The organism is Bacillus sp. E214, from assembly GCF_008087365.1.
Classification (GTDB): Bacteria; Bacillota; Bacilli; order Bacillales; family Pradoshiaceae; genus Pradoshia.
Map to the genome: position 1 here is coordinate 186,523 of NZ_VENN01000001.1, position 19,175 is coordinate 205,697.

A 19,175-nucleotide genomic window follows, 5' to 3' on the forward strand; every position below is an offset into this window, starting at 1 on the left:
GTACATTTCTCTTATAGGGTTTTACTCTATATTGTGAGAAAAGCTACATAATTTCGACTGTTCATCCTTTTATACATAGGACCGGTTGAAACTGGGTAAAATCATAAGATGTAAGCAGCTAGAATTCGTATAGCTAAAACAAAATAATTATTAATAAAGGAGCTCGATTACTTATGGTACAAAAAACTTTTCATGTAACTGCAGAAACAGGAATTCATGCTCGTCCAGCAACATTGCTTGTACAAGCAGCAGGTAAATTCAACTCTGATATCAACCTCGAATATAAAGAAAAGAAAGTTAATCTTAAATCAATTATGGGCGTTATGTCTTTAGGAATCGGCAGTGGTTCAGATATTACAATTATCGCTGAAGGAAATGACGAACAAGATGCATTAAATGCCATTGAGGAAACATTAACAAAAGAAGGATTGGCTAAGTAATGACAACGATGTTAAACGGGATAGCGGCATCTAATGGAATTGTCATAGCAAAAGCTTATCGTTTAATGGAGCCTGACTTAACTGTAACAAAAAGCACGATTAATGAAGTGGATACCGAATTAACTCGTCTTCAAGAGGCGGTTAATAAGGCTCAGACCGAATTGGAAACAATTCGTGAAAAAGTCAAAACAGAACAAGGTGAAGATAAAGCAGCCATTTTTGATGCTCACATACTTGTTTTGAATGACCCTGAATTGCTTGGTGCTGTACAGGAGAAAGTTAAGTCTGAAAAAATCAACTCTGAATTTGCTATGCGCGAAATTGCTGATATGTTCATCACTATGTTTGAACAAATGGATAATGAATATATGAAAGAAAGAGCAGCTGATATTCGTGATGTAACAAAACGGGTTATCAGTCATCTTCTTGGGGTACAAATACCAAATCCAAGTATGATTGCTGAAGAAGTGATTGTTGTGTCCGAGGATTTAACTCCTTCAGATACAGCTCAATTAAACAGAGAATTTGTTAAAGGCTTTACAACTGATATTGGAGGGCGTACTTCTCACTCCGCAATTATGGCACGCTCGCTTGAAATTCCAGCAGTTGTTGGGACTAAACAGGCAACTGAAACTATTCAAAACGGCGATATGATTATACTTGATGGGCTTAAAGGTGAAGTACATATTAATCCGACACCTGAATTGATTGAAGAATACAAAAAAGCTGCTGATGCTTATGCACAGCAGAAACTTGAATGGGCTAAGCTTGTTAACGAAAAAACGGTAACAGCAGATGGCCATCACATAGAATTAGCAGCGAACATCGGCACTCCTAAAGATCTTGAAGGTGTTAAAGCAAATGGTGCTGAGGCTGTAGGCTTATATAGAACAGAGTTCTTGTATATGGGAAGAGATAATCTTCCTGGAGAAGAAGAACAGTTTGAATCCTATAAAGCTGTACTTGAAGGTATGGAAGGTAAGCCGGTTGTGGTACGCACATTGGATATTGGTGGAGATAAGGAGCTTCCTTATCTAGATCTACCGAAAGAAATGAATCCATTCCTTGGATTCCGTGCTATTCGATTATGCCTTGAGGAACTACCGATTTTCAGAACGCAGCTTAGAGCACTTTTACGGGCAAGTGTGTATGGGAATTTAAGAATTATGTTCCCGATGATTGCCACTTTAGATGAATTCAGATCCGCCAAAAAGGTTCTTGAAGAAGAAAAGGCGAAATTAATTGAAGAAGGTATTGAAGTATCAGATTCTATTCAATTGGGAATCATGGTGGAAATCCCTTCAACTGCGGTAATCGCAGATCAATTTGCTAAGGAAGTAGATTTCTTCAGCATTGGTACGAATGACTTGATTCAATATACAATGGCTGCAGATAGAATGAACGAACGTGTATCTTACTTGTACCAACCATATAATCCAGCTATTTTACGTTTAGTAAAAATGGTGATTGAAGCTGCACATAAAGAAGGCAAATGGGCTGGAATGTGTGGAGAAATGGCTGGGGATGAACTGGCGATTCCGTTGCTTGTTGGATTAGGGTTGGATGAGTTTTCAATGAGCGCAACATCTGTTCTGCGTGCACGTTCCCAAATTAAAACACTTACTAGAACCGAAATGCAAGACTTGGCTGAAAAAGCTATACAAATGAAAACATCAGCAGAGATTGTTGAAATGGTTAAAAAAGCTACAGCTCAAAAATAGTTTCAATAAAAATAGATATACAGGTTTATTTATTTGAACGGAGGGGTACATTAAAGGTGGACACAAAACAGCAACATGCTTTTAGTGACCCCCCTTTCTTAATCAACTGGTTTTCCAGTTGATTTTTTTTGCTATTATAGAGGTATAGGAGGGAGCGTTATGATGAATTTACATATTGGTTTTATCGGTATTGGTGTAATGGGTAAAAGTATGGCATTGAATATAATGAAGGCGGGATACCCTGTCAGTGTTTATTCCAGAACAAAGTCCAAATGTGAGCCTTTGCTTTCGGAAGGTGCAGATTGGAAGGAGTCCCCTCGTGCAATCGCTGAGGAAGCCGATGTTATTATTACGATGGTCGGCTATCCTTCTGACGTTGAAGAGATATATCTAGGGGCGGAAGGCTTATTAAAATATGCCAAGCCGGGTACTTATTTAATTGATATGACCACTTCAGCTCCGTCTTTAGCACAAAAGTTATATGCTGCTGGTAAGGAATTAGGATTGCATGTCCTTGATGCACCTGTCTCCGGAGGAGATATTGGTGCACAAAATGCTAATCTTGCCATTATGGTTGGCGGTGATCAATCTGATTTTGAGAGCGTGATGCCTGTATTTAAAGCAATGGGGACAAATATTATCCATCAGGGCGATGCTGGCTCGGGCCAACATACTAAACTATGCAATCAGATAGCCATTGCTACGAATATGATTGGTGTATGTGAAGCGATTGTTTATGCCGAAAAATCTGGCCTGGATCCTGAAACAGTTTTGAAAAGCATTTCAACTGGTGCTGCTGGAAGTTTTTCCTTAACCAATTTAGCGCCTAGGATATTAAAAGGTGATTTTGAACCGGGATTTTATATCAAACATTTCTTAAAAGACCTAAAAATTGCATTAGAAGAATCCGAACGGTTAGGTCTTGACTTTCCAGGGCTAACTTTAGCCAAAGCTATGTATGAAAAATTGGCGGATATGGGAGAAGAGAACCGTGGAACACAAGCCTTGTATAAATATTATACTGAGGCATCCAATCAGTAACTTAGTCTCATTAAAAAAAGAAGCATTTCGAAAAGGTATCATGCCTTTAACGAAATGCCTCTTGTTATTTTATCTGCTGAATTAGGAAATGTTCAAGTCTGTTTAATCCTTCTTTAAGCTGCTCCATGGAAACAGCATATGATAATCGGAAATATCCTTCTCCATATTTTGAAAAAGCAGATCCAGGTATAACAGCTACTTTTTCAAATTGAACCAGCTTGAGGGCAAAATCGAGTGAATTTTTAAAGGCATCTGGTATTTTAATGAAAAAGTAAAATGCGCCATCCGGTAATACAGTCTGGAGATTCATCGCCGCAAGTCTATTAAAAACATAATCACGACGGTTTTTATATTCCTCTCTCATAGCAGCTGGATCATGTTCACCGTTCCTCATAGCCTCGAGTGCAGCCATCTGTGAGACAGAGGAGGCACAGGATACGTTATATTGATGAACCTTTATCATATGTTTAATGATTGCTTTTGGTGCCATCAGAAAGCCGATTCTCCAACCGGTCATGGAATGTGACTTTGATAGACCATTTATAGTAATGGTTTGCTCTCTTATAATGGAACCAATCGATGTATGAGTTCTGTCCAAAGTTAATTCACTATAGATTTCATCAGCCAGGATAAAAATATTTTTTCCTCTAACAAGGTCAGCAATTTCCTCCAGTTCCTCTCTCGTTAATGATACCCCTGTTGGGTTGGACGGATAGGGAAGAACAATACATTTTGTTTTTTCGGTTAGACTTTCTGTGATTAATTGTGGAGTCAATTTAAAGGAGGTGCTTCTTGTATCAACATGGACTGCTTTTCCCCCTGCTAAGTGAATTAATGGTTCATAACCGGGATAAACAGGGCCAGGCAGAATGACTTCATCTCCAGGTGTTAAAATAGTCCTGAAGGCAATATCAATCGCCTGACTTGCTCCTACAGTAATCAAAATTTCATCATCCGGATTATATTTAAGTGAATAATGGCTATACATAAATTTTGATACTTCTTGCCGGAGATCGAGTAAACCGGCATTGTGGGTGTAGGTGGTACAATCTTTTTGAATGGCGTTTATTGCTTTATCTTTTATATGTAAGGGTGTTGGGAAGTCAGGTAATCCTATTGTAAAGGACAGGACATCATCAATATCAGATACCATATTATAAAACTGCCGAATACCGGATATTTCTATCTCTTTTACATGAGGATTAATTAAGTGTTCCATTCCAGGTCATACCTCCTAATTACAGTTCTTATCTTTATTATTATAAGGTTGCTTTAGGAAAGTGTACACTATCCTACTCTAAATGGTTGTATGCAAGATTGGGTGAATGATGCATACTTGGTTTGGAATACTATGGGTAATTCGTTTTGCTTAGGTGGGGGAAGATAGTGTACCGAATACTTGTTAAGGATCAAACTGATGGTATAAAGGAAATGACTTTGGAGGACTTACAGAAGCGTGATTATAGCCTGGTATGGGTTGATATCCTCGCACCGCAAGAATATGAGGCTAATATACTCCGTACGTATTTTAATTTTCACCCTCTCACTATAGAGGACTGTCTTGATCGAATCAACCAGAGACCTAAAGTGGATTTTTATCAATCCTATATGTTTTTTATCATTCATTCCTTAAATGAAAACTTCGAAAGAAATGAGATTGATATTTACGTAAATGAAAAAGCAATCGTAACCGTTCATGAAGATCATATAGAGGAAATAGATAAAGTATGGGGAGTAACAGATCAATTGGATACTTCTATCCATGTCCTGCATAAAATTATTGATGCAGTGGTAGATGCTTATCTTCCAAAGGCCTATCAAATAGAGGAGCAATTAAATGTCTTGGAAGATCACCTGCAGCATTCTCTTAATAATGATCCAATGAGTCAGTTATACGAAATTCGAACGATGATTTCGCGACTAAGAAGAATTATCTTGCCCATGAATGATTTGATGTACAGGATTATTCATTCTGAGAGAATCAGTGCTCTTTCTGAACATCATCATTACCTTAATGATGTGTATGATCATTTATTGAAATTAAAAGAATTGGTTGATGGCTACAAAGAGTTCTCGACAGATCTGAGAGATAGTTATATGGCGGTCAGTTCAAATAAAATGAATGAAACAATGATGACCTTGACGATTATTACGACTATTTTCATGCCATTAACATTTATTGCAGGTTTATATGGTATGAATTTTTCTGAAATGCCTGGTTTAAGTTTTCGCAATGGTTTTTGGTATGTTCTTCTTTTTATGATCATCATCACAGTTATAATGATGATTCTCTTTATGCTGAAAGGTTGGTTATTCCGAAGGCTGTACAGAAATGAAAAATAAATAGCGGCTTAGCTCTATTGTATTTAGAACTAAAGCCGCTTAGGTCATGTTTACAGGACTGGGTCCTTTATTTATATTAATATCCGTAATCCCAATCGATTTCTTCTGGATGCCACATAGTAAGCTGAGGAGTTGCGTAAGATTCATCAGTTTGGTTATGTGTGTATTTTTCAACTTCGCTAAATTGAATATTCTCTAAACAAGTAATAACATGGTTATCTTCATATAAAATGGCAGTACCTTTCATAAGTCAACCCCTTCTTTCCAGCATATTGATTTAAGTTATGCTTTTATCTGTATAATAGTCCTCATTTGTTAAAGCGTCTATATCATTGAGCAAAGTTTCACAAAATAAACACGATTATCGATTTAAATTTAAATATTTATAAAAAAACATTAATTTAAGCCGATACTAGAAAGAAGGCTTTATCTTACTGCAATTAATCGTAAGAGATATGGAAAGGCGCTGTTAAAAATGAATGAACAAAAAGGAATCCTGCTAGAGAGCGGAACAAATGAGTTGGAAATCGTGGAATTTGGTATTGGCGAGCATAAATTTGGAATTAATGTTATCAAAGTTAAAGAAATTATTAACCCAGTACGGATTACCGGTGTTCCACAAACACATCATCATGTTGAAGGAATCATTGAACTTCGTGGAGAGATACTCCCTGTAGTAGATATTGCCAGTGCACTGAATCTCCCAGCATCCCAAGCTCCTGAAAAAGATAAATTTATAGTGACTGAGTTTAATAAAATAAAGGTCATTTTTCATGTACATACCGTTACCCAAATCCATAGGATTTCATGGAACCAAATAGAAAAACCATCTGATATGTACCAGGGATTGGATAGTCAGATTACTGGTGTCATTAAAATGAATAATGAAATGCTTTTACTGCTTGATTATGAAAAAATTATTTTGGAAATCAATCCTGAATCAGGAATAACCATTAATCAGATTCAAAAATTAGGAGTTAGAGAACGATCTAATAAGCATTTATTAATTGCTGAGGATTCACCGCTGTTGCGGAAGCTGTTGATGCAGACATTAAAAGAAGCCGGTTATGAACAACTCGATTTCTTTGAAAATGGCAAGGAAGCGCTAACCTTTATAGAGGGAAAGGCACTAGCAGGAACCTTACTGAATGATGTACATTTGGTAATTACAGATATAGAAATGCCACAAATGGATGGTCACCATCTAACCAAACGAATTAAAGAAAATCCTACCTTGTCGGATTTGCCTGTTATCATTTTTTCATCATTAATTACGGACGATTTAAGGAATAAGGGAGAGTTGGTAGGAGCAGATGCACAAATTAGTAAACCTGAAATAGTTGAACTGGTCAAACAGTTAGACAAACTTTTACAAAAGTAAAGCTGCTGAACCCTTTGTTCAGCAGCTTTACTTTTTCCAATTTTGATATGGATAGGATTCACCAAGACGCGTAAAAGTCGGTTTTTGGTATTTCTTTTTATAGTCTTTAGCGCGATCATTATCTGAATTTTCCTTGCATCCTGTATAAGACATCAATAGTTTTTTTGCTTTAGATAAAGAAAGACGTGAAGAGGGGTTTCTTACCTCTTTTGATAAATGACCAAGATGTGTTAATGTTTGAAAGTCGTCCTTTGAGGGCGGAATATGGAATGTATACTTTCCGCATTGTATCAGTACATCTGATTGTTGGAAGCTTAAATGAGGATGGTCTGAATATTGAAGGCCTATTTTCTTTGCCTTTCCTTCTTCAAGCATTTTAATAATCGTTTTTTTCTTTAGATTGTATAGAAATTTAGGGTCTGATGCAGTTTTTGCATGTCTATTCACAGAATAAATCGCTTCTCCCAGGTCATCGGCAGTAAAACAGGCGGGATTAGGAAGATTCCCATTATTTTGATTCATAAATGTTCCTTTCTTCTAAGAATATTTCATGATAATAAGTAAAAGCATATAACTGATTATAACGTGTTCTGCTATGGGATAAAAGGAAAAACGTTTCATATCTTATTTGAACGAATTAATTTTCAAAACAGACTACCCGAGAAATTGAAGGTAAAAGAATTATGAAAGTGAGTGTGATACCTTGCAAAAGCTGCTACTTACTGGTTGCGGAGGGGCAATGGGTGCGTTAGCTCGATACGGGATAAGTTTATTGATCCCGTCATCTGGCAGTCCTATTCCGTTTAACACCTTATTCATAAATGGTTTTGGAAGCTTTGTTTTAGCCTATCTCACCTATTCGCTATTTAAAAATGAGGGAAATGAAAGATTAAAATTATTTTTTGGAACTGGTTTATGTGGAGGATTTACAACGATGAGTAGCTTTGCATTGGAAATAACCAATCTCGCAGCAACTTATCCCCTATATAGTCTTATTTATTTTTTTCTGAGTATGATTGCAGGTCTCTTAATGGCATGGTTAGGGTTTATTATGTCTAGTTGGATAAAGAGGGAAGCGCGTTGATTATATTAATTGTATTAGGTGGTTTTCTCGGAGCATGTTTAAGATATGTAATGACTGGCTGGTTAAAAAAATATAATCATTCATTTCCTCTAGCTACTCTTGTTATTAATTTAATTGGTTCGTGTTTAATTGGTATATCGGCCGGGATAGGAATAGAGCGGGGAAGCGGTATGCATATGTTTACTGTGATAGGAAGCTTGGGGGCTTTTACTACATTCTCAACTTTTGCAATTGAAGCCTTGGATTTAATGCTGAGCCGGGAACACCGCAAGTTATTGCTTTATGTAAGTTTTTCTTTGGCAGGAACGTCAGTTTGTTGTATGTTGTGCTATCATCTTATGAAAAATATAGGACATTAACCGCTCGTCTCTATGAAAATTCGACAATGTATTATAAAATAATCGAAAGAAATGTAATTTATTTCAAAAAATGAACTATTAGGTGCCCTGACTATGACAACTTTAAAGAGTAACATTAAAAGCTATACAGGTAATAAACAGGTAGATTTTCTGTTAGATATACAATGTGAAAAAGCACAGGGTTTTTATTTTTCAAGACCAATTCCTGCTATTGAAGCTGAAGAGAAGTATCTGAAAAAGAAGAAATAACACATGGCATAAAACAGCCAGAAAATAGGCAAACGGGCAGAATGTAGGGTCTGCTCGTTTGCCTTTATCGTTTTTTTAAGCCTTCTTGGCCTTTCTGCAAATCAATGACCGTGATTTCAGGACGTGAAAATAACCGGTATGGAATTCGGGTTGTACCTAAACCACGATTTACATACAAGGATAAAGGGCCAACTTTATAGGATCCTTCCCTGTATTTTTCTGCAAAAGGAGGAGTCACAATCGCACCCAAAAGAGGAAACTGAATTTGTCCTCCATGACTATGTCCGCTTAATTGTAAATGAACTGGGTAACTGGCGGCATAATCAGCATAATCAGGAGCGTGAGATAGAAGAATGGTAAATAAATCACTGGATTGTACCGGTATACTTACATCCAGGTTGGGCTTGCCGAGCATTGCATCATCTACCCCGCTTATTACGATTTGACGGCCATTCTGCAGGGTTATAAAGTTTGATTCATTTACTAACAGGGTAAATCCATTACTAACCATAGTCTCTTTGTAAATTTCCGTACCATAACCGCCATGGTCATGATTGCCAAAAACGCAATATTTACCAAGAGGTGCCTCCAGCTGACTTAATAATTGATTGAGCTTAGGAGTTATTCTATATTCATTCGGATTATCCATCAGGTCACCTGTAAAACAAATAATATCGGGATTAAGTGAATGAATGGTTTCAACCGTTTTTTCTAAATCTGACAAATTATATTGGAAACCCAAATGAGTATCACTGAATTGGACAATTCTAATATTTTGAAAGGAGTCTGGAATAAGTGGGTGGGAATAGGAAAAACGTGTTATATCAACCCAGGAGGGTTCAATATCTTTCATATAAAATCGCCCTCCTATAAGAGAGCAAAGAATAGTAGCTATATAGGCAAATGATTTTTTTAAAAAGAATCTTCTGGTTATTTTCTTCATTATAAAGTTCCTATCTCATAATAGTCAGTCTAATCCTATCATTCATTAAGAAAATTGTTAAGATGTATGAGTATTACTTTTTGATTACAAAATTTATGTGCTATTTGGTCTATAGATTAACTACCTAAAATAAGGTAAAATTAAAATACAATAGGTATTTAGATTTATAGAAATAATGATTTATATATTTAGTTAACTGAATGGGATGTTTCATTCTGAGGACGAGGGTGTTACAGATGAATAAAGCCAAATCATATGAAATGATCTATCTTCCTGCAAAAATAGGAATGATAAAAGTATATATGTATGGATTCCATAAAAAAGGAGATCCCGGCAGAGTATTTGTTATGCTTAATGATTTAAAAGTAAATGGCAAAGGTACGAATAAAAAGGAAACATTGATTAGTACTCTTTCTAAACTTAATGAACTAATCAATCAATCATAAGTAAAACATATAAAATTTTTAAGGGCGGCCATTAGGCGGCCCTTTTATCATTTAATTTGATTGGCTAAAATTTAAAAATCCCGTTATATCTATATTTTTCATCTATTTTGCTAATTCAGCATTTCTGGATATTATTGACAGAATTTTGTGATATAATAAAAGTGAATAATCATTCATTTTATTTGGAGGGCTCATATGAAGGGAAAAGTAGTGATTGTAACTGGTGGTTCTAGTGGAATGGGAAAGGCTATGGCTCAACGTTTTGCAAATGAGGGGGCTAAAGTAGTCATTACCGGAAGGAATAAAGAAAAACTGGATAACACCATTAAAGAATTTGCAGAAAATCAGGAGAATATACTGGCTGTTCAGATGGATGTTCGAAATGTGGAGGATGTTAAAAGAACCATTGAAGAGACGGTTAACAGATTTGGTACAATCGATTATTTGATTAATAACGCAGCAGGTAATTTTATTTGTCCGGCAGAGGATCTATCACCGAATGGCTGGAAATCTGTCATTGATATTGTTTTGAATGGTACTTTTTACTGCAGCAGCCTCATCGGCAAGTATTGGATAGAAAATGGCATTAAAGGATCAATCATCAATATGGTCGCTACCTATGCGTGGGATGCAGGTCCATATGTCATTCACTCTGCCTCAGCAAAGGCTGGTGTGCTGACAATGACTAGAACTTTGGCTGTGGAATGGGGTAAAAAATATGGAATCCGCGTAAATGCGATAGCTCCCGGGCCGATTGAAAGAACTGGGGGAGCAGATAAGTTATTTCAATCGGAAGAAGCAGCTCAAAGAACGCTTGAAAGTGTTCCGCTTGGAAGATTAGGAACACCGGAGGAAATTGCAGATTTAGCCCTGTATTTACTGTCTGATCGGGCATACTATATTAATGGTGATTGTATTACAATGGATGGCGGTGCTCATCTCAATCAATTTCCGTTTTAGGCATAGGATGGATGAATGGTTTTAATAAGAATTGAAATCTTTAAAGAGCAGTTCAATATGCTGATTTAATTGAACTGTTTTTTGTGCGTTCATTTGACTAGCTGTTTAAGATGATATTTTAGTTTTCACTATCCTTGTATTATTTTTCAGTAAAAAGTGTTTATTCTGGTAAAAAGGGGAATAAGCTAATAAAGGCCTTGAGATATGTACTTAAAAAGGAGGATCATAATGAAAAAGGTTTTAACTTCGTTGTTTATTACCATGCTTGTATTAGCGGTTTCTCCTCTTGTCAAAGTAGATGCTAAAAGTACACTGGATAAACAAGATGCATTTAATCTTTTAGATAGCGCATTTCAATTGCAGGTATCTCTTTCAGAAAAACCAAGATCAATGGACAATATTCGAGATTTATTAAAAAATTCCTTCTCAGAGGAATACACTGAGGATTTTATAAACATGAATGTACAAAAAAGTGTGGATGGTAGTGGCTATCAAACCTATGGTACGGATATAGCCCTTTATTATATTCCTTTTTTTACATATAGTGAACATACTAAACTAGGATATAGTTCTGCTAATGATCAATGGTATGTGTATGAATGGTTTCCAGGCAATACAGATGGACCAGTCAGCTATGAAGGGCATTACGAGGCAATCGGGCTGATGTATGACCATAATAAATGGGTAATTAATGATTACCAAATTGCTTTCGATCCGAAAACACTTGATGACAGTCAAGAAATAGCCCAAAATTCGAGTGTGGATAAGGAGCCATCCAATCCGACTTTCATAAACAGATTGACAGATTATATTAGCTACGGGTTCATTAATCATATGTCTCATTGGTTTGGGATGATTGCTTTCTAGATACTGATGGCATGAATGGAAAAGCTAATCCTGCTTGAATGAGGATTAGCTTTTTTGTATTAATCTCTAATATTTAACAATTCCATAATTCGTTCCTGGTTAAATCCAATGATTACTTGATCACCAATGACAAACGTTGGGGTAGAATATGAATCATATTTGGTCATAAGTATTTTTTTTGCTTTTGCATCCTTCTGAATATCTTTTAAGGTATAGGGAATATTGTGCTCATCAAAATAATTTTTGGCGTAAGCACATGGCGGACAGCCTGGTTGCGTAAAAAAAAGAACTGGTTCCACTTTTTTCTATCCTTTCTTTTGTTTAATTTGTATCTACCAGTATACATGAAACTTTTTTGTTTACTATAGTACAAATTTTAAGTAGGATATCAGGCAGGGCTATCTTTTATCAAATTAAAGAACTAGAAAGAGAAAAAGAATTGCCAACACCAGAGAGATCTTGTCAATTTATTTTGATTGAGTCTGCTTTAAAGTGAAAAATATGGCGCTGGAATTTTTCTTGGAACGTTTTTATGATAAAATGATGAAGTCTCTAAAAAAAGAGATGAAATAAAAGGTGTAACCATCAAATACGTTATAATGAATTTGGGTATACAAATAATGCCTATTCCTCTATTCTGTTACTAATGGCCAGTCCATAAGCGACAATATATTTTATTTGTTGGTAAGTCATGAAAGGAGCATATATTAGATATGTCACGATTACAAGGAATTTTATCACGTTTGAAAAACTTACAGGAGCAAGGGAAAGTATCAGATACAGCACAACGTGTGTTTGAAGTTGAAGGTCAAGTTAAATGTCAAGTATCTTATTTCGATAAAACTGAAACATTCGAATTAGAGATTTTTCAGGATAAAGGAAAAACTATGAAGTATCAATTTGATAATATTGATATGATTGCCATTGAAATTTTTGAGTTAATTTATAGCTAATTTGGAAATTTGAGATGATTTGGTTATGTTCCATTATCATGATGAAGGTATTTGTTCCTAATCATGTAGGTTATGCTTCTGAAAATCTCTAACTTAAATTTTTAAAGTGGGGAAGGGAAGATAATTACTGACAAATCGAACAGTTAAGTCTTCCGAATAAAACCAAAAGTGGATAACCAGGAACTAACTATATAAGGGGTTCTTAACCATGTTAGATATGCAAAAATTAGATGGATTCGAACTGACTGTAAAGGATTTAATGATTTCGTCTGAACGTGTTGCTCATGTACAGCAGGAAAATAATCTCGAACATGCATTATTGGTTCTTACTAGAAGCGGATATACTGCTATACCAGTTCTGGGACATGATTATAAGCTGCATGGATTAATTAGTACACCAAAGATAATGGATGCAATATTGGGCTTGGAGCGAATTGAATTTGAAAAACTGGAAGAGATGAAGGTTGCAGAAGTGATGGATCCCAATCTTCCATGTCTTAAAGAAAGTGATTCAATTGAAAAAGCAATGGAACTTCTCATTGATCATCCATTTGTATGTGTGGTAGGTACTGAGGGAGCTTTCGAAGGTATATTGACCAGAAGGCAGGTTATGAAGCATACAAATCGTTTAATAAAAATCATTAAATATAATTAATATCAGTATCTCAATCGATAATGATGAGTGGATTAAAAAATAAACATTTTTTAAAACGCCTGGATAAAGATCCAGGCGTTTTTTACATGGTTTATAAAGTTGTATAACTTAAATTTAAAAGTGACTTTAAACAATGTTATCAATAAAACACTCTAAGACATGCTAATAACTCAACAAAACTTTTAATAGATATAATATTCCAAATTAACTTTATCCAGGATAGGAACTTCGTTAAAATGATAGGGAGGGGCGTGGAAAAATGAATTCAATCGATTCAAGCATAGAAAAAAAGTCTTTCAAAAGGGCAAAGAAGAAGACAAAACGCCCTTTAGTATTAATTTCAATCCTATTGGCTTTATTCATGGGTGCCATCGAGGGTACTATCGTTTCAACTGCAATGCCTGAGATCGTTGGTGATCTGGGAGGCTTCTCCCTGTATAGTTGGGTCTTCTCAGCCTATTTGCTAATGAATACGGTAACGGTATTGATCTATGGGAAGTTATCTGATTTATTTGGCAGAAAACCAGTATTGTTATTTGGGATTACAGTGTTTCTGCTTGGTTCCCTCGGCTCTGGATATGCATGGTCCATGCAAAGCTTAATTTTTTTTCGTTTAATACAGGGTTTTGGAGCTGGAGCCATTACGCCCGTTGCAATGACAATTGTAGGGGATATATATACGAAAGAAGAACGAGCAAAAGTTCAGGGTTATTTATCAAGTGTTTGGGGAATATCGGCTATTTTGGGACCTGCTATTGGCGGATTATTAATCGAGTACATATCATGGAGCTGGATCTTTTGGATTAATATTCCGTTAGGATTTCTCTCTTTAGGAGGTTTGCTATTTTTCTTCCATGAGCAAAAGACGGTTAAAAAACAAAAGGTAGATTATATGGGTTCAGCAATGCTTGCTGTTTCTTTGTCGCTTTTAATGTTTTTATTTGTGCAAGGAGGGATTTCATTTTCCTGGCTTTCTTTAAAAAGTTCGTTGTTAATTATACTCCTGCTAATTTTGGTGTTTTGCTTTGTGAAGCATGAAAACAGAACTGTAGAGCCCGTTATGCCTTTTTCTATCTGGAAGAATCAATCAATATTGTTTGCTAATTTAACCTCTCTTACAACCGGTATTGTTTTAATTGGAGTATCAAGCTATTTACCAACATTTGTACAGGGAGTAATGGAGGAATCCCCAATGATAGCAGGATTTACTCTTACTGCCATGTCTATAGGGTGGCCGATAGCATCCTTTATATCAGGCAATATGATTTTGAAGATAGGGTATCGTACTACTTGTATAACAGGTGGAATCTTTATCATACTGGGTGCACTGGCTTTTACATTTTTGCCCTCCCATGGATATGTGTTTTTGGCCGCTTCTGGATCCTTCTTGCTTGGTGTGGGAATGGGGCTTACAAGCACTGCTTTTATCGTGTCCATCCAATCTACTGTGGATTGGGAACAAAGAGGTGCTGCAACAGCTGCAAACATGTTCATGAGAAATCTGGGAAACACAATCGGTGCCGCATTATTGGGAGGTATATTGAATAATCGTTTAAACGCTTATTATTCTCAAAATGAAAATATAGATTTAAATTCGGTAAACGAATTGCTTAACACTGAGATTCGATCTTCTTTAGAGCCGGAAAGATTGGAACAGATCCAAAGTGGATTAACACATTCATTGGGTATTGTGTATTTCATTGTCTTACTACTGGCTATACTGAGCTTGTTCTTGATATTGAAAATGCCAAAAGAGAAATCGTAACAGCCTCATTAAATCTGCTATATTGTAATATTTGCAGTTCAGCAGAATATAAAGGTAAAATAAAATGAATGTCTGATTAAGAAGAGATTGGTTTGTGAGGAGAACAAATGGTTATAACTGATTTTGAATTATTGGATACTCTTGCTGTTGAACTGAATTTACGTAAGACTGCCGAAAGAATGTTTGTCTCTCAGCCGGCACTTTCACAACGTCTTCAATCAATAGAAAGAGAATGGGGAACACCGCTTTTTATTAGATCAGCAAAAGGAATGACGTTGACGGAGGCGGGAGAAATTGTCGTTCAATATGCCAGGGAATCCCTGAAATTAAAAGAAAAAACACGAGAAAAAGTAGATGCTCTCAATCATAATGTACAAGGTACATTAAAAATTGCGAGTGCTTCTATAGTCGGCCAATATTGGCTCCCGATGATTTTAAAGAAATATGTTAACAAATATCCCAATGTTAAGATCTCACTTGTGACAGGCTGGAGCAGTGAAATGATCGAAAATATCTATAATGGAGAGTCTCATATTGGTATATTGAGAGGGGTTCCTGACTGGCATGGTTATAAAAAGCTATTGTTCAGTGATCACTTATACCTTGTGGATACCGAGCTTAACCAATTATCAGATGCGTTAACTACAGAACGCCCATTTATCTTGTTTAAAAGTGATTCGAACTATTATCGAGAGATTCAAAATTGGTGGATCCGCCATTATGGAATTCCACCGACACGTACCATTCTTGTGGATCAAATTGAAACCTGTAAACAAATGGTGATGAATGGAATTGGGTATGCCATATTGCCCGGTATTTCTTTAAGAGAAGGTGAAGCCTCGTATTTTAAACATCCCTTGTATGATTTGGAGGGGCAGTCTGTTGAAAGAAAGACATGGCTTGTAAGCTACGATGCTTCCTTAGAATTAAGACAGGTTAAGGCTTTTGTAAGTTTGATTGAGGAAATGTTAATTGAATAGAAATGAAATCTCTATTCTTGTTTTTCCTACTCTTGTTTGATAAAGTAATAGAAAATTATTTAGGGGAGAGAAATATACTATGAAAATGATGGATGCAAATGAAATTATATCCTTTATCGGAAACAGTGTGAAAAAAACGCCGGTTAAAGTATACATAAAGGGAGAAATCAGTGAGCTGGTATTTAATCCTGAGGTTAAAACATTTATTACCGGTAACACAGGGGTGATTTTTGGAGAATGGTCTGATATTCAACCAACATTAGAGGAAAACAAGGCGAAAATAGAAGATTATGTTATTGAAAATGATTGTCGAAATTCCGCAATTCCAATGCTGGATTTAAAAGGGATTAATGCACGTATTGAGCCGGGGGCGATTATCCGTGATCAGGTTCATATTGGAAATAATGCGGTGATTATGATGGGAGCGTCCATTAATATTGGTGCAAGCATCGGGGATAAGACTATGATTGATATGAATGCCGTGCTTGGCGGACGTGCAACTGTCGGTGAAAATTGCCATATTGGAGCAGGAGCAGTGTTGGCTGGCGTAATAGAGCCTCCATCTGCCAATCCTGTTGTAATCGAAGATAATGTACTTGTTGGTGCTAATGCGGTTATTTTAGAAGGCGTCAGAGTAGGAGAGGGAGCTGTAGTAGCGGCTGGAGCAATTGTAGTAGAAGATGTTCCTGCTCATACAGTAGTTGCTGGAGTTCCGGCTAAAGTAATTAAAACAATTGATGAAAAGACTAAATCCAAAATTGAAATTAAGGATGAGCTTCGTCAGCTATAATAAAAATGGAAGGGGCGTGGAGATGATGATTTCCGCGCCTGTTTTTAAATTGGAGATGAGGTGAGCTGCAATTTGGAAAAGTTAATTTCTATAAGAAGAGATTTGCATAGGATCCCTGAACCTGGTTATAAGGAATTTAAGACGCAACAATATTTGATAGATTACATAAGAAATCTTCCTCAGGATCGTATAGAATGGGAAAAATGGAGAACAGGAATTTTTGTTCGAGTAAAAGGGCTATCTCCTGAGAAAACCATAGGCTACCGTGCTGACATTGATGGTTTGCCGATTCGAGAAGAAACGGAGCTTCCCTTTAAATCCGAGCATGCAGATTATATGCATGCATGCGGCCATGATTTTCATATGACCATCGCCCTTGGTGTATTAACAGATTTAGTGGAAAATCCAATCAATGACCATGTATTATTTATGTTCCAGCCCGCAGAAGAGGGCCCTGGAGGAGCAGAGGAGATGATTGCTGCTGAGCAGTTTTCTAAGTGGAGACCTGATTTGATTTTTGGATTGCATATAGCTCCGGAATATCCGGTAGGAACAATCGCTACCAAAACAGGTTTACTCTTTGCTAATACCTCGGAGATCTTTATAGATTTTAAAGGGGTTGGTGGACATGCTGCTTATCCGCATCTGACGAATGATATGGTGATTGCATCCTGTCAATTTGTTACTCAGCTTCAGACTATTGTAGCAAGAAATATTAATCCACTTGATTCGGCTGTTGTTACAATTGGGAAAATAACAGGAGGGACTGTCCAAAATAGTATTGCTGAAAATGCGCGGATAGAAGGGACGATTCGGACGCTATCTGAGGATTCTATGCTATTGATCCGGAATCGAATACTGGAAATGGCAAAAGGAATGGAAGTGGCTCTTGATTGTAAGATTAATGTTGATTTTGGTTCTTCCTACTATCAAGTATATAACGAATCTAATCTAACAGAAGAGTTTATGAAATTTCTGTATCAGCGGCAGGATACGACATTCGTCAATTGCAAGGAAGCAATGACGGGTGAGGACTTTGGATACATGATTAAGGAGATTCCAGGCTTTATGTTCTGGCTTGGTGTTCAGTCATCGTATGGATTGCACCATGCTAAATTAAATCCTGATGAAAAGGCACTACCCTTTGCTGTATCGGTTATAACAGATTATATTCGAATGAAATCAATATAAAAAGAGAACCCGGCTAAAGAGATAGCAGCCGGGTTCTCTATATTATTCTGTTCCTTCAGCAGCGTATTGAAGCCTTATTTGATCGATGGCTATTTTAATCCTAGAGCGCAGCTGACGTTCAACATGGTATTGCTGTCCATTTGTTGTTCGGGCTACAATTTGAATTGTATAATCAGCTGTACCCATATCCTGGATGCCAAGAATCTCGGGTCCCATTAGGATATCTTCATCTTTTTCGGCCATTGTATGGCATATTTCTTTAATTGATTTTGTGATTTCCTCCAAATTATCTTCTGCTTTAAGTTTAATTTCCACCATAGCTCTCATAGCTCCACGTGAATGATTGCTTAGTATGGCAATTTGTCGATTGGGAATATAGTGGAGGCTTCCGTCATAACCTCTTATTTGGATTGTTTTAAGTCCGACTACTTCTACAACGCCTTTAATAACTCCTATTGTCACTTCATCCCCAACATCAATCTGTTTTTCGAGCAGGATAAAGAAGCCGGTTACTACATCACTCACTAATCCCTGGGCCCCAAAGCCGACCGCTAAACCAACGATTCCGGCACCGGCTAGAATCGCACTAACGTTGATTCCTAACATTTCCAGGATGGTGACTATTAAGATAAATATAAAGACGTACCCAAAAGCGTTTTTCGTTAAGGATTCCAATGTTTTCGTACGGTTCTCAGAAAGATTCTCTTTGGCCTGCATGCGCGAGAAAATCTTTTCAATGATTTTAAAAGTAAACGTGCGTATTACTTTATAGATTAAATAAAATAAAAAGATTTTTAGAACCCAAATTCCAATATCGAAAAGCCAGGTTTCCCACTTGAGATCTGAAAATTTAAAACCCATTATGAACGAATTCTCCATTAAACCAATCCTTTCCTAACAACTTCTTTATTGATATAAACGGAAGTATTCAATTATGATAGATACAATTTTTTTGGTATACTATAACCTTCATCTTGAAGGAAAATGTATGCAGCCTTTTACTATCA

At 36.4% G+C, this 19,175-nt stretch carries 23 protein-coding genes; 17 read left to right on the forward strand and 6 right to left on the reverse strand.

Annotation, left to right across the window (positions count from 1 at the left end; genetic code table 11):
• The first annotated feature begins 173 nt into the window (after positions 1-173).
• From FHY47_RS00855 to FHY47_RS00865, 3 genes are all read left to right on the forward strand, one after another.
• A complete protein-coding gene (locus tag FHY47_RS00855; protein WP_066100932.1) occupies positions 174-440 on the forward strand; it encodes a phosphocarrier protein HPr in 267 nt (88 codons plus the stop codon).
• A complete protein-coding gene (ptsP, locus tag FHY47_RS00860; RefSeq protein ID WP_148629528.1) occupies positions 440-2,161 on the forward strand; it encodes a phosphoenolpyruvate--protein phosphotransferase in 1,722 nt (573 codons plus the stop codon). Before FHY47_RS00855 ends, ptsP begins: the two co-directional genes overlap by 1 nt.
• A 162-nt stretch (positions 2,162-2,323) precedes the next feature.
• On the forward strand, positions 2,324-3,202 hold the full coding sequence (locus FHY47_RS00865; protein ID WP_395940462.1) for an NAD(P)-dependent oxidoreductase: 879 nt from the start codon (positions 2,324-2,326) through the stop codon (positions 3,200-3,202).
• Positions 3,203-3,266: 64 nt separating this feature from the next.
• Here FHY47_RS00865 and FHY47_RS00870 read toward each other — a convergent pair whose 3' ends face one another.
• Positions 3,267-4,421 (reverse strand): aminotransferase A, encoded by a 1,155-nt coding sequence (locus FHY47_RS00870; protein WP_066100921.1) that lies wholly within the window; start codon positions 4,419-4,421, stop codon positions 3,267-3,269.
• A 167-nt stretch (positions 4,422-4,588) separates the two neighbouring features.
• On the opposite strand from FHY47_RS00870, the gene corA reads away from it, so the two are divergent.
• On the forward strand, positions 4,589-5,545 hold the full coding sequence (corA, locus tag FHY47_RS00875) for a magnesium/cobalt transporter CorA (RefSeq protein WP_077247945.1): 957 nt from the start codon (positions 4,589-4,591) through the stop codon (positions 5,543-5,545).
• Between the two features lie 76 nt (positions 5,546-5,621).
• On the opposite strand, the gene FHY47_RS18770 is transcribed toward corA, so the two are convergent.
• Positions 5,622-5,792: a hypothetical protein gene (locus FHY47_RS18770; RefSeq protein ID WP_175354218.1), complete on the reverse strand. Its 171-nt coding sequence runs from the start codon at positions 5,790-5,792 to the stop codon at positions 5,622-5,624.
• A 228-nt stretch (positions 5,793-6,020) separates the two neighbouring features.
• On the opposite strand from FHY47_RS18770, the gene FHY47_RS00880 reads away from it, so the two are divergent.
• On the forward strand, positions 6,021-6,926 hold the full coding sequence (locus FHY47_RS00880; RefSeq protein WP_148629530.1) for a chemotaxis protein: 906 nt from the start codon (positions 6,021-6,023) through the stop codon (positions 6,924-6,926).
• A gap of 27 nt (positions 6,927-6,953) precedes the next feature.
• Here the strand turns inward: FHY47_RS00880 and FHY47_RS00885 are convergent, their stop codons facing one another.
• Positions 6,954-7,448, reverse strand: a complete 495-nt coding sequence (locus tag FHY47_RS00885) for a YkyB family protein (RefSeq protein WP_066100915.1) — start codon at positions 7,446-7,448, stop codon at positions 6,954-6,956.
• Between the two features lie 181 nt (positions 7,449-7,629).
• Between FHY47_RS00885 and FHY47_RS00890 the strand changes: the two genes are divergently transcribed.
• From FHY47_RS00890 to FHY47_RS18775, 3 genes are all read left to right on the forward strand, one after another.
• Positions 7,630-8,010 (forward strand): fluoride efflux transporter FluC, encoded by a 381-nt coding sequence (locus FHY47_RS00890; RefSeq protein ID WP_140461227.1) that lies wholly within the window; start codon positions 7,630-7,632, stop codon positions 8,008-8,010.
• The gene (locus FHY47_RS00895; protein ID WP_077247944.1) at positions 8,007-8,369 is read left to right on the forward strand and encodes a fluoride efflux transporter FluC; all 363 of its coding nucleotides are present in this window, start codon (positions 8,007-8,009) and stop codon (positions 8,367-8,369) included. Before FHY47_RS00890 ends, FHY47_RS00895 begins: the two co-directional genes overlap by 4 nt.
• A 93-nt stretch (positions 8,370-8,462) precedes the next feature.
• The gene (locus FHY47_RS18775; protein WP_175354217.1) at positions 8,463-8,618 is read left to right on the forward strand and encodes a hypothetical protein; all 156 of its coding nucleotides are present in this window, start codon (positions 8,463-8,465) and stop codon (positions 8,616-8,618) included.
• A gap of 64 nt (positions 8,619-8,682) precedes the next feature.
• On the opposite strand, the gene FHY47_RS00900 is transcribed toward FHY47_RS18775, so the two are convergent.
• A complete protein-coding gene (locus FHY47_RS00900; protein WP_306821535.1) occupies positions 8,683-9,471 on the reverse strand; it encodes a metallophosphoesterase in 789 nt (262 codons plus the stop codon).
• 326 nt (positions 9,472-9,797) lie between these two features.
• Between FHY47_RS00900 and FHY47_RS00905 the strand changes: the two genes are divergently transcribed.
• The 3 genes from FHY47_RS00905 (at position 9,798) to FHY47_RS00915 (ending at position 11,834) form a co-directional block, all read left to right on the forward strand.
• On the forward strand, positions 9,798-10,007 hold the full coding sequence (locus tag FHY47_RS00905; RefSeq protein WP_066100906.1) for a hypothetical protein: 210 nt from the start codon (positions 9,798-9,800) through the stop codon (positions 10,005-10,007).
• Between the two features lie 195 nt (positions 10,008-10,202).
• Positions 10,203-10,967, forward strand: coding sequence for a 2,4-dienoyl-CoA reductase (gene fadH, locus FHY47_RS00910; protein ID WP_066100902.1), 765 nt, complete (start codon positions 10,203-10,205; stop codon positions 10,965-10,967).
• A 228-nt stretch (positions 10,968-11,195) separates the two neighbouring features.
• A complete protein-coding gene (locus FHY47_RS00915; RefSeq protein ID WP_180349914.1) occupies positions 11,196-11,834 on the forward strand; it encodes a DUF3993 domain-containing protein in 639 nt (212 codons plus the stop codon).
• 59 nt (positions 11,835-11,893) lie between these two features.
• Here FHY47_RS00915 and FHY47_RS00920 read toward each other — a convergent pair whose 3' ends face one another.
• Positions 11,894-12,133: a glutaredoxin family protein gene (locus tag FHY47_RS00920; RefSeq protein ID WP_066100896.1), complete on the reverse strand. Its 240-nt coding sequence runs from the start codon at positions 12,131-12,133 to the stop codon at positions 11,894-11,896.
• A 414-nt stretch (positions 12,134-12,547) separates the two neighbouring features.
• Between FHY47_RS00920 and FHY47_RS00925 the strand changes: the two genes are divergently transcribed.
• From FHY47_RS00925 to FHY47_RS00950, 6 genes are all read left to right on the forward strand, one after another.
• Positions 12,548-12,787, forward strand: a complete 240-nt coding sequence (locus tag FHY47_RS00925; RefSeq protein WP_066100892.1) for a YkuJ family protein — start codon at positions 12,548-12,550, stop codon at positions 12,785-12,787.
• 208 nt (positions 12,788-12,995) lie between these two features.
• Positions 12,996-13,442 carry a cyclic-di-AMP-binding protein CbpB gene (gene cbpB / locus FHY47_RS00930; protein ID WP_066100889.1) on the forward strand — a complete coding sequence of 149 codons (447 nt, stop codon included), beginning with the start codon at positions 12,996-12,998 and terminating at the stop codon, positions 13,440-13,442.
• Between the two features lie 259 nt (positions 13,443-13,701).
• Positions 13,702-15,207: an MDR family MFS transporter gene (locus FHY47_RS00935; RefSeq protein WP_066100885.1), complete on the forward strand. Its 1,506-nt coding sequence runs from the start codon at positions 13,702-13,704 to the stop codon at positions 15,205-15,207.
• 107 nt (positions 15,208-15,314) lie between these two features.
• Complete coding sequence (locus FHY47_RS00940) at positions 15,315-16,187, forward strand: transcriptional regulator CcpC (protein WP_066100883.1); 873 nt, start codon at positions 15,315-15,317, stop codon at positions 16,185-16,187.
• Positions 16,188-16,266: 79 nt separating this feature from the next.
• Positions 16,267-16,977 carry a 2,3,4,5-tetrahydropyridine-2,6-dicarboxylate N-acetyltransferase gene (gene dapD, locus FHY47_RS00945; protein WP_066100880.1) on the forward strand — a complete coding sequence of 237 codons (711 nt, stop codon included), beginning with the start codon at positions 16,267-16,269 and terminating at the stop codon, positions 16,975-16,977.
• A 72-nt stretch (positions 16,978-17,049) separates the two neighbouring features.
• Positions 17,050-18,168 carry an N-acetyldiaminopimelate deacetylase gene (locus FHY47_RS00950; protein ID WP_066100876.1) on the forward strand — a complete coding sequence of 373 codons (1,119 nt, stop codon included), beginning with the start codon at positions 17,050-17,052 and terminating at the stop codon, positions 18,166-18,168.
• 42 nt (positions 18,169-18,210) lie between these two features.
• On the opposite strand, the gene FHY47_RS00955 is transcribed toward FHY47_RS00950, so the two are convergent.
• Entirely contained in the window at positions 18,211-19,029 is an 819-nt protein-coding gene (locus tag FHY47_RS00955; RefSeq protein WP_066100873.1) for a mechanosensitive ion channel family protein, read from the reverse strand.
• Positions 19,030-19,175: the final 146 nt, after the last annotated feature.

Coding starts and splice junctions, on each gene's coding strand:
- FHY47_RS00855 (WP_066100932.1), top strand. CDS start 174: ATGGTACAAAAAACTTTTCATGTAACTGCAGAAACAGGAATTCATGCT.
- ptsP (WP_148629528.1), top strand. CDS start 440: ATGACAACGATGTTAAACGGGATAGCGGCATCTAATGGAATTGTCATA.
- FHY47_RS00865 (WP_395940462.1), top strand. CDS start 2,324: ATGAATTTACATATTGGTTTTATCGGTATTGGTGTAATGGGTAAAAGT.
- FHY47_RS00870 (WP_066100921.1), bottom strand. CDS start 4,421: ATGGAACACTTAATTAATCCTCATGTAAAAGAGATAGAAATATCCGGT.
- FHY47_RS18770 (WP_175354218.1), bottom strand. CDS start 5,792: ATGAAAGGTACTGCCATTTTATATGAAGATAACCATGTTATTACTTGT.
- FHY47_RS00880 (WP_148629530.1), top strand. CDS start 6,021: ATGAATGAACAAAAAGGAATCCTGCTAGAGAGCGGAACAAATGAGTTG.
- FHY47_RS00885 (WP_066100915.1), bottom strand. CDS start 7,448: ATGAATCAAAATAATGGGAATCTTCCTAATCCCGCCTGTTTTACTGCC.
- FHY47_RS18775 (WP_175354217.1), top strand. CDS start 8,463: ATGACAACTTTAAAGAGTAACATTAAAAGCTATACAGGTAATAAACAG.
- FHY47_RS00900 (WP_306821535.1), bottom strand. CDS start 9,471: ATGAAAGATATTGAACCCTCCTGGGTTGATATAACACGTTTTTCCTAT.
- FHY47_RS00905 (WP_066100906.1), top strand. CDS start 9,798: ATGAATAAAGCCAAATCATATGAAATGATCTATCTTCCTGCAAAAATA.
- fadH (WP_066100902.1), top strand. CDS start 10,203: ATGAAGGGAAAAGTAGTGATTGTAACTGGTGGTTCTAGTGGAATGGGA.
- FHY47_RS00915 (WP_180349914.1), top strand. CDS start 11,196: ATGAAAAAGGTTTTAACTTCGTTGTTTATTACCATGCTTGTATTAGCG.
- FHY47_RS00925 (WP_066100892.1), top strand. CDS start 12,548: ATGTCACGATTACAAGGAATTTTATCACGTTTGAAAAACTTACAGGAG.
- cbpB (WP_066100889.1), top strand. CDS start 12,996: ATGTTAGATATGCAAAAATTAGATGGATTCGAACTGACTGTAAAGGAT.
- FHY47_RS00935 (WP_066100885.1), top strand. CDS start 13,702: ATGAATTCAATCGATTCAAGCATAGAAAAAAAGTCTTTCAAAAGGGCA.
- FHY47_RS00940 (WP_066100883.1), top strand. CDS start 15,315: ATGGTTATAACTGATTTTGAATTATTGGATACTCTTGCTGTTGAACTG.
- dapD (WP_066100880.1), top strand. CDS start 16,267: ATGAAAATGATGGATGCAAATGAAATTATATCCTTTATCGGAAACAGT.
- FHY47_RS00955 (WP_066100873.1), bottom strand. CDS start 19,029: ATGGGTTTTAAATTTTCAGATCTCAAGTGGGAAACCTGGCTTTTCGAT.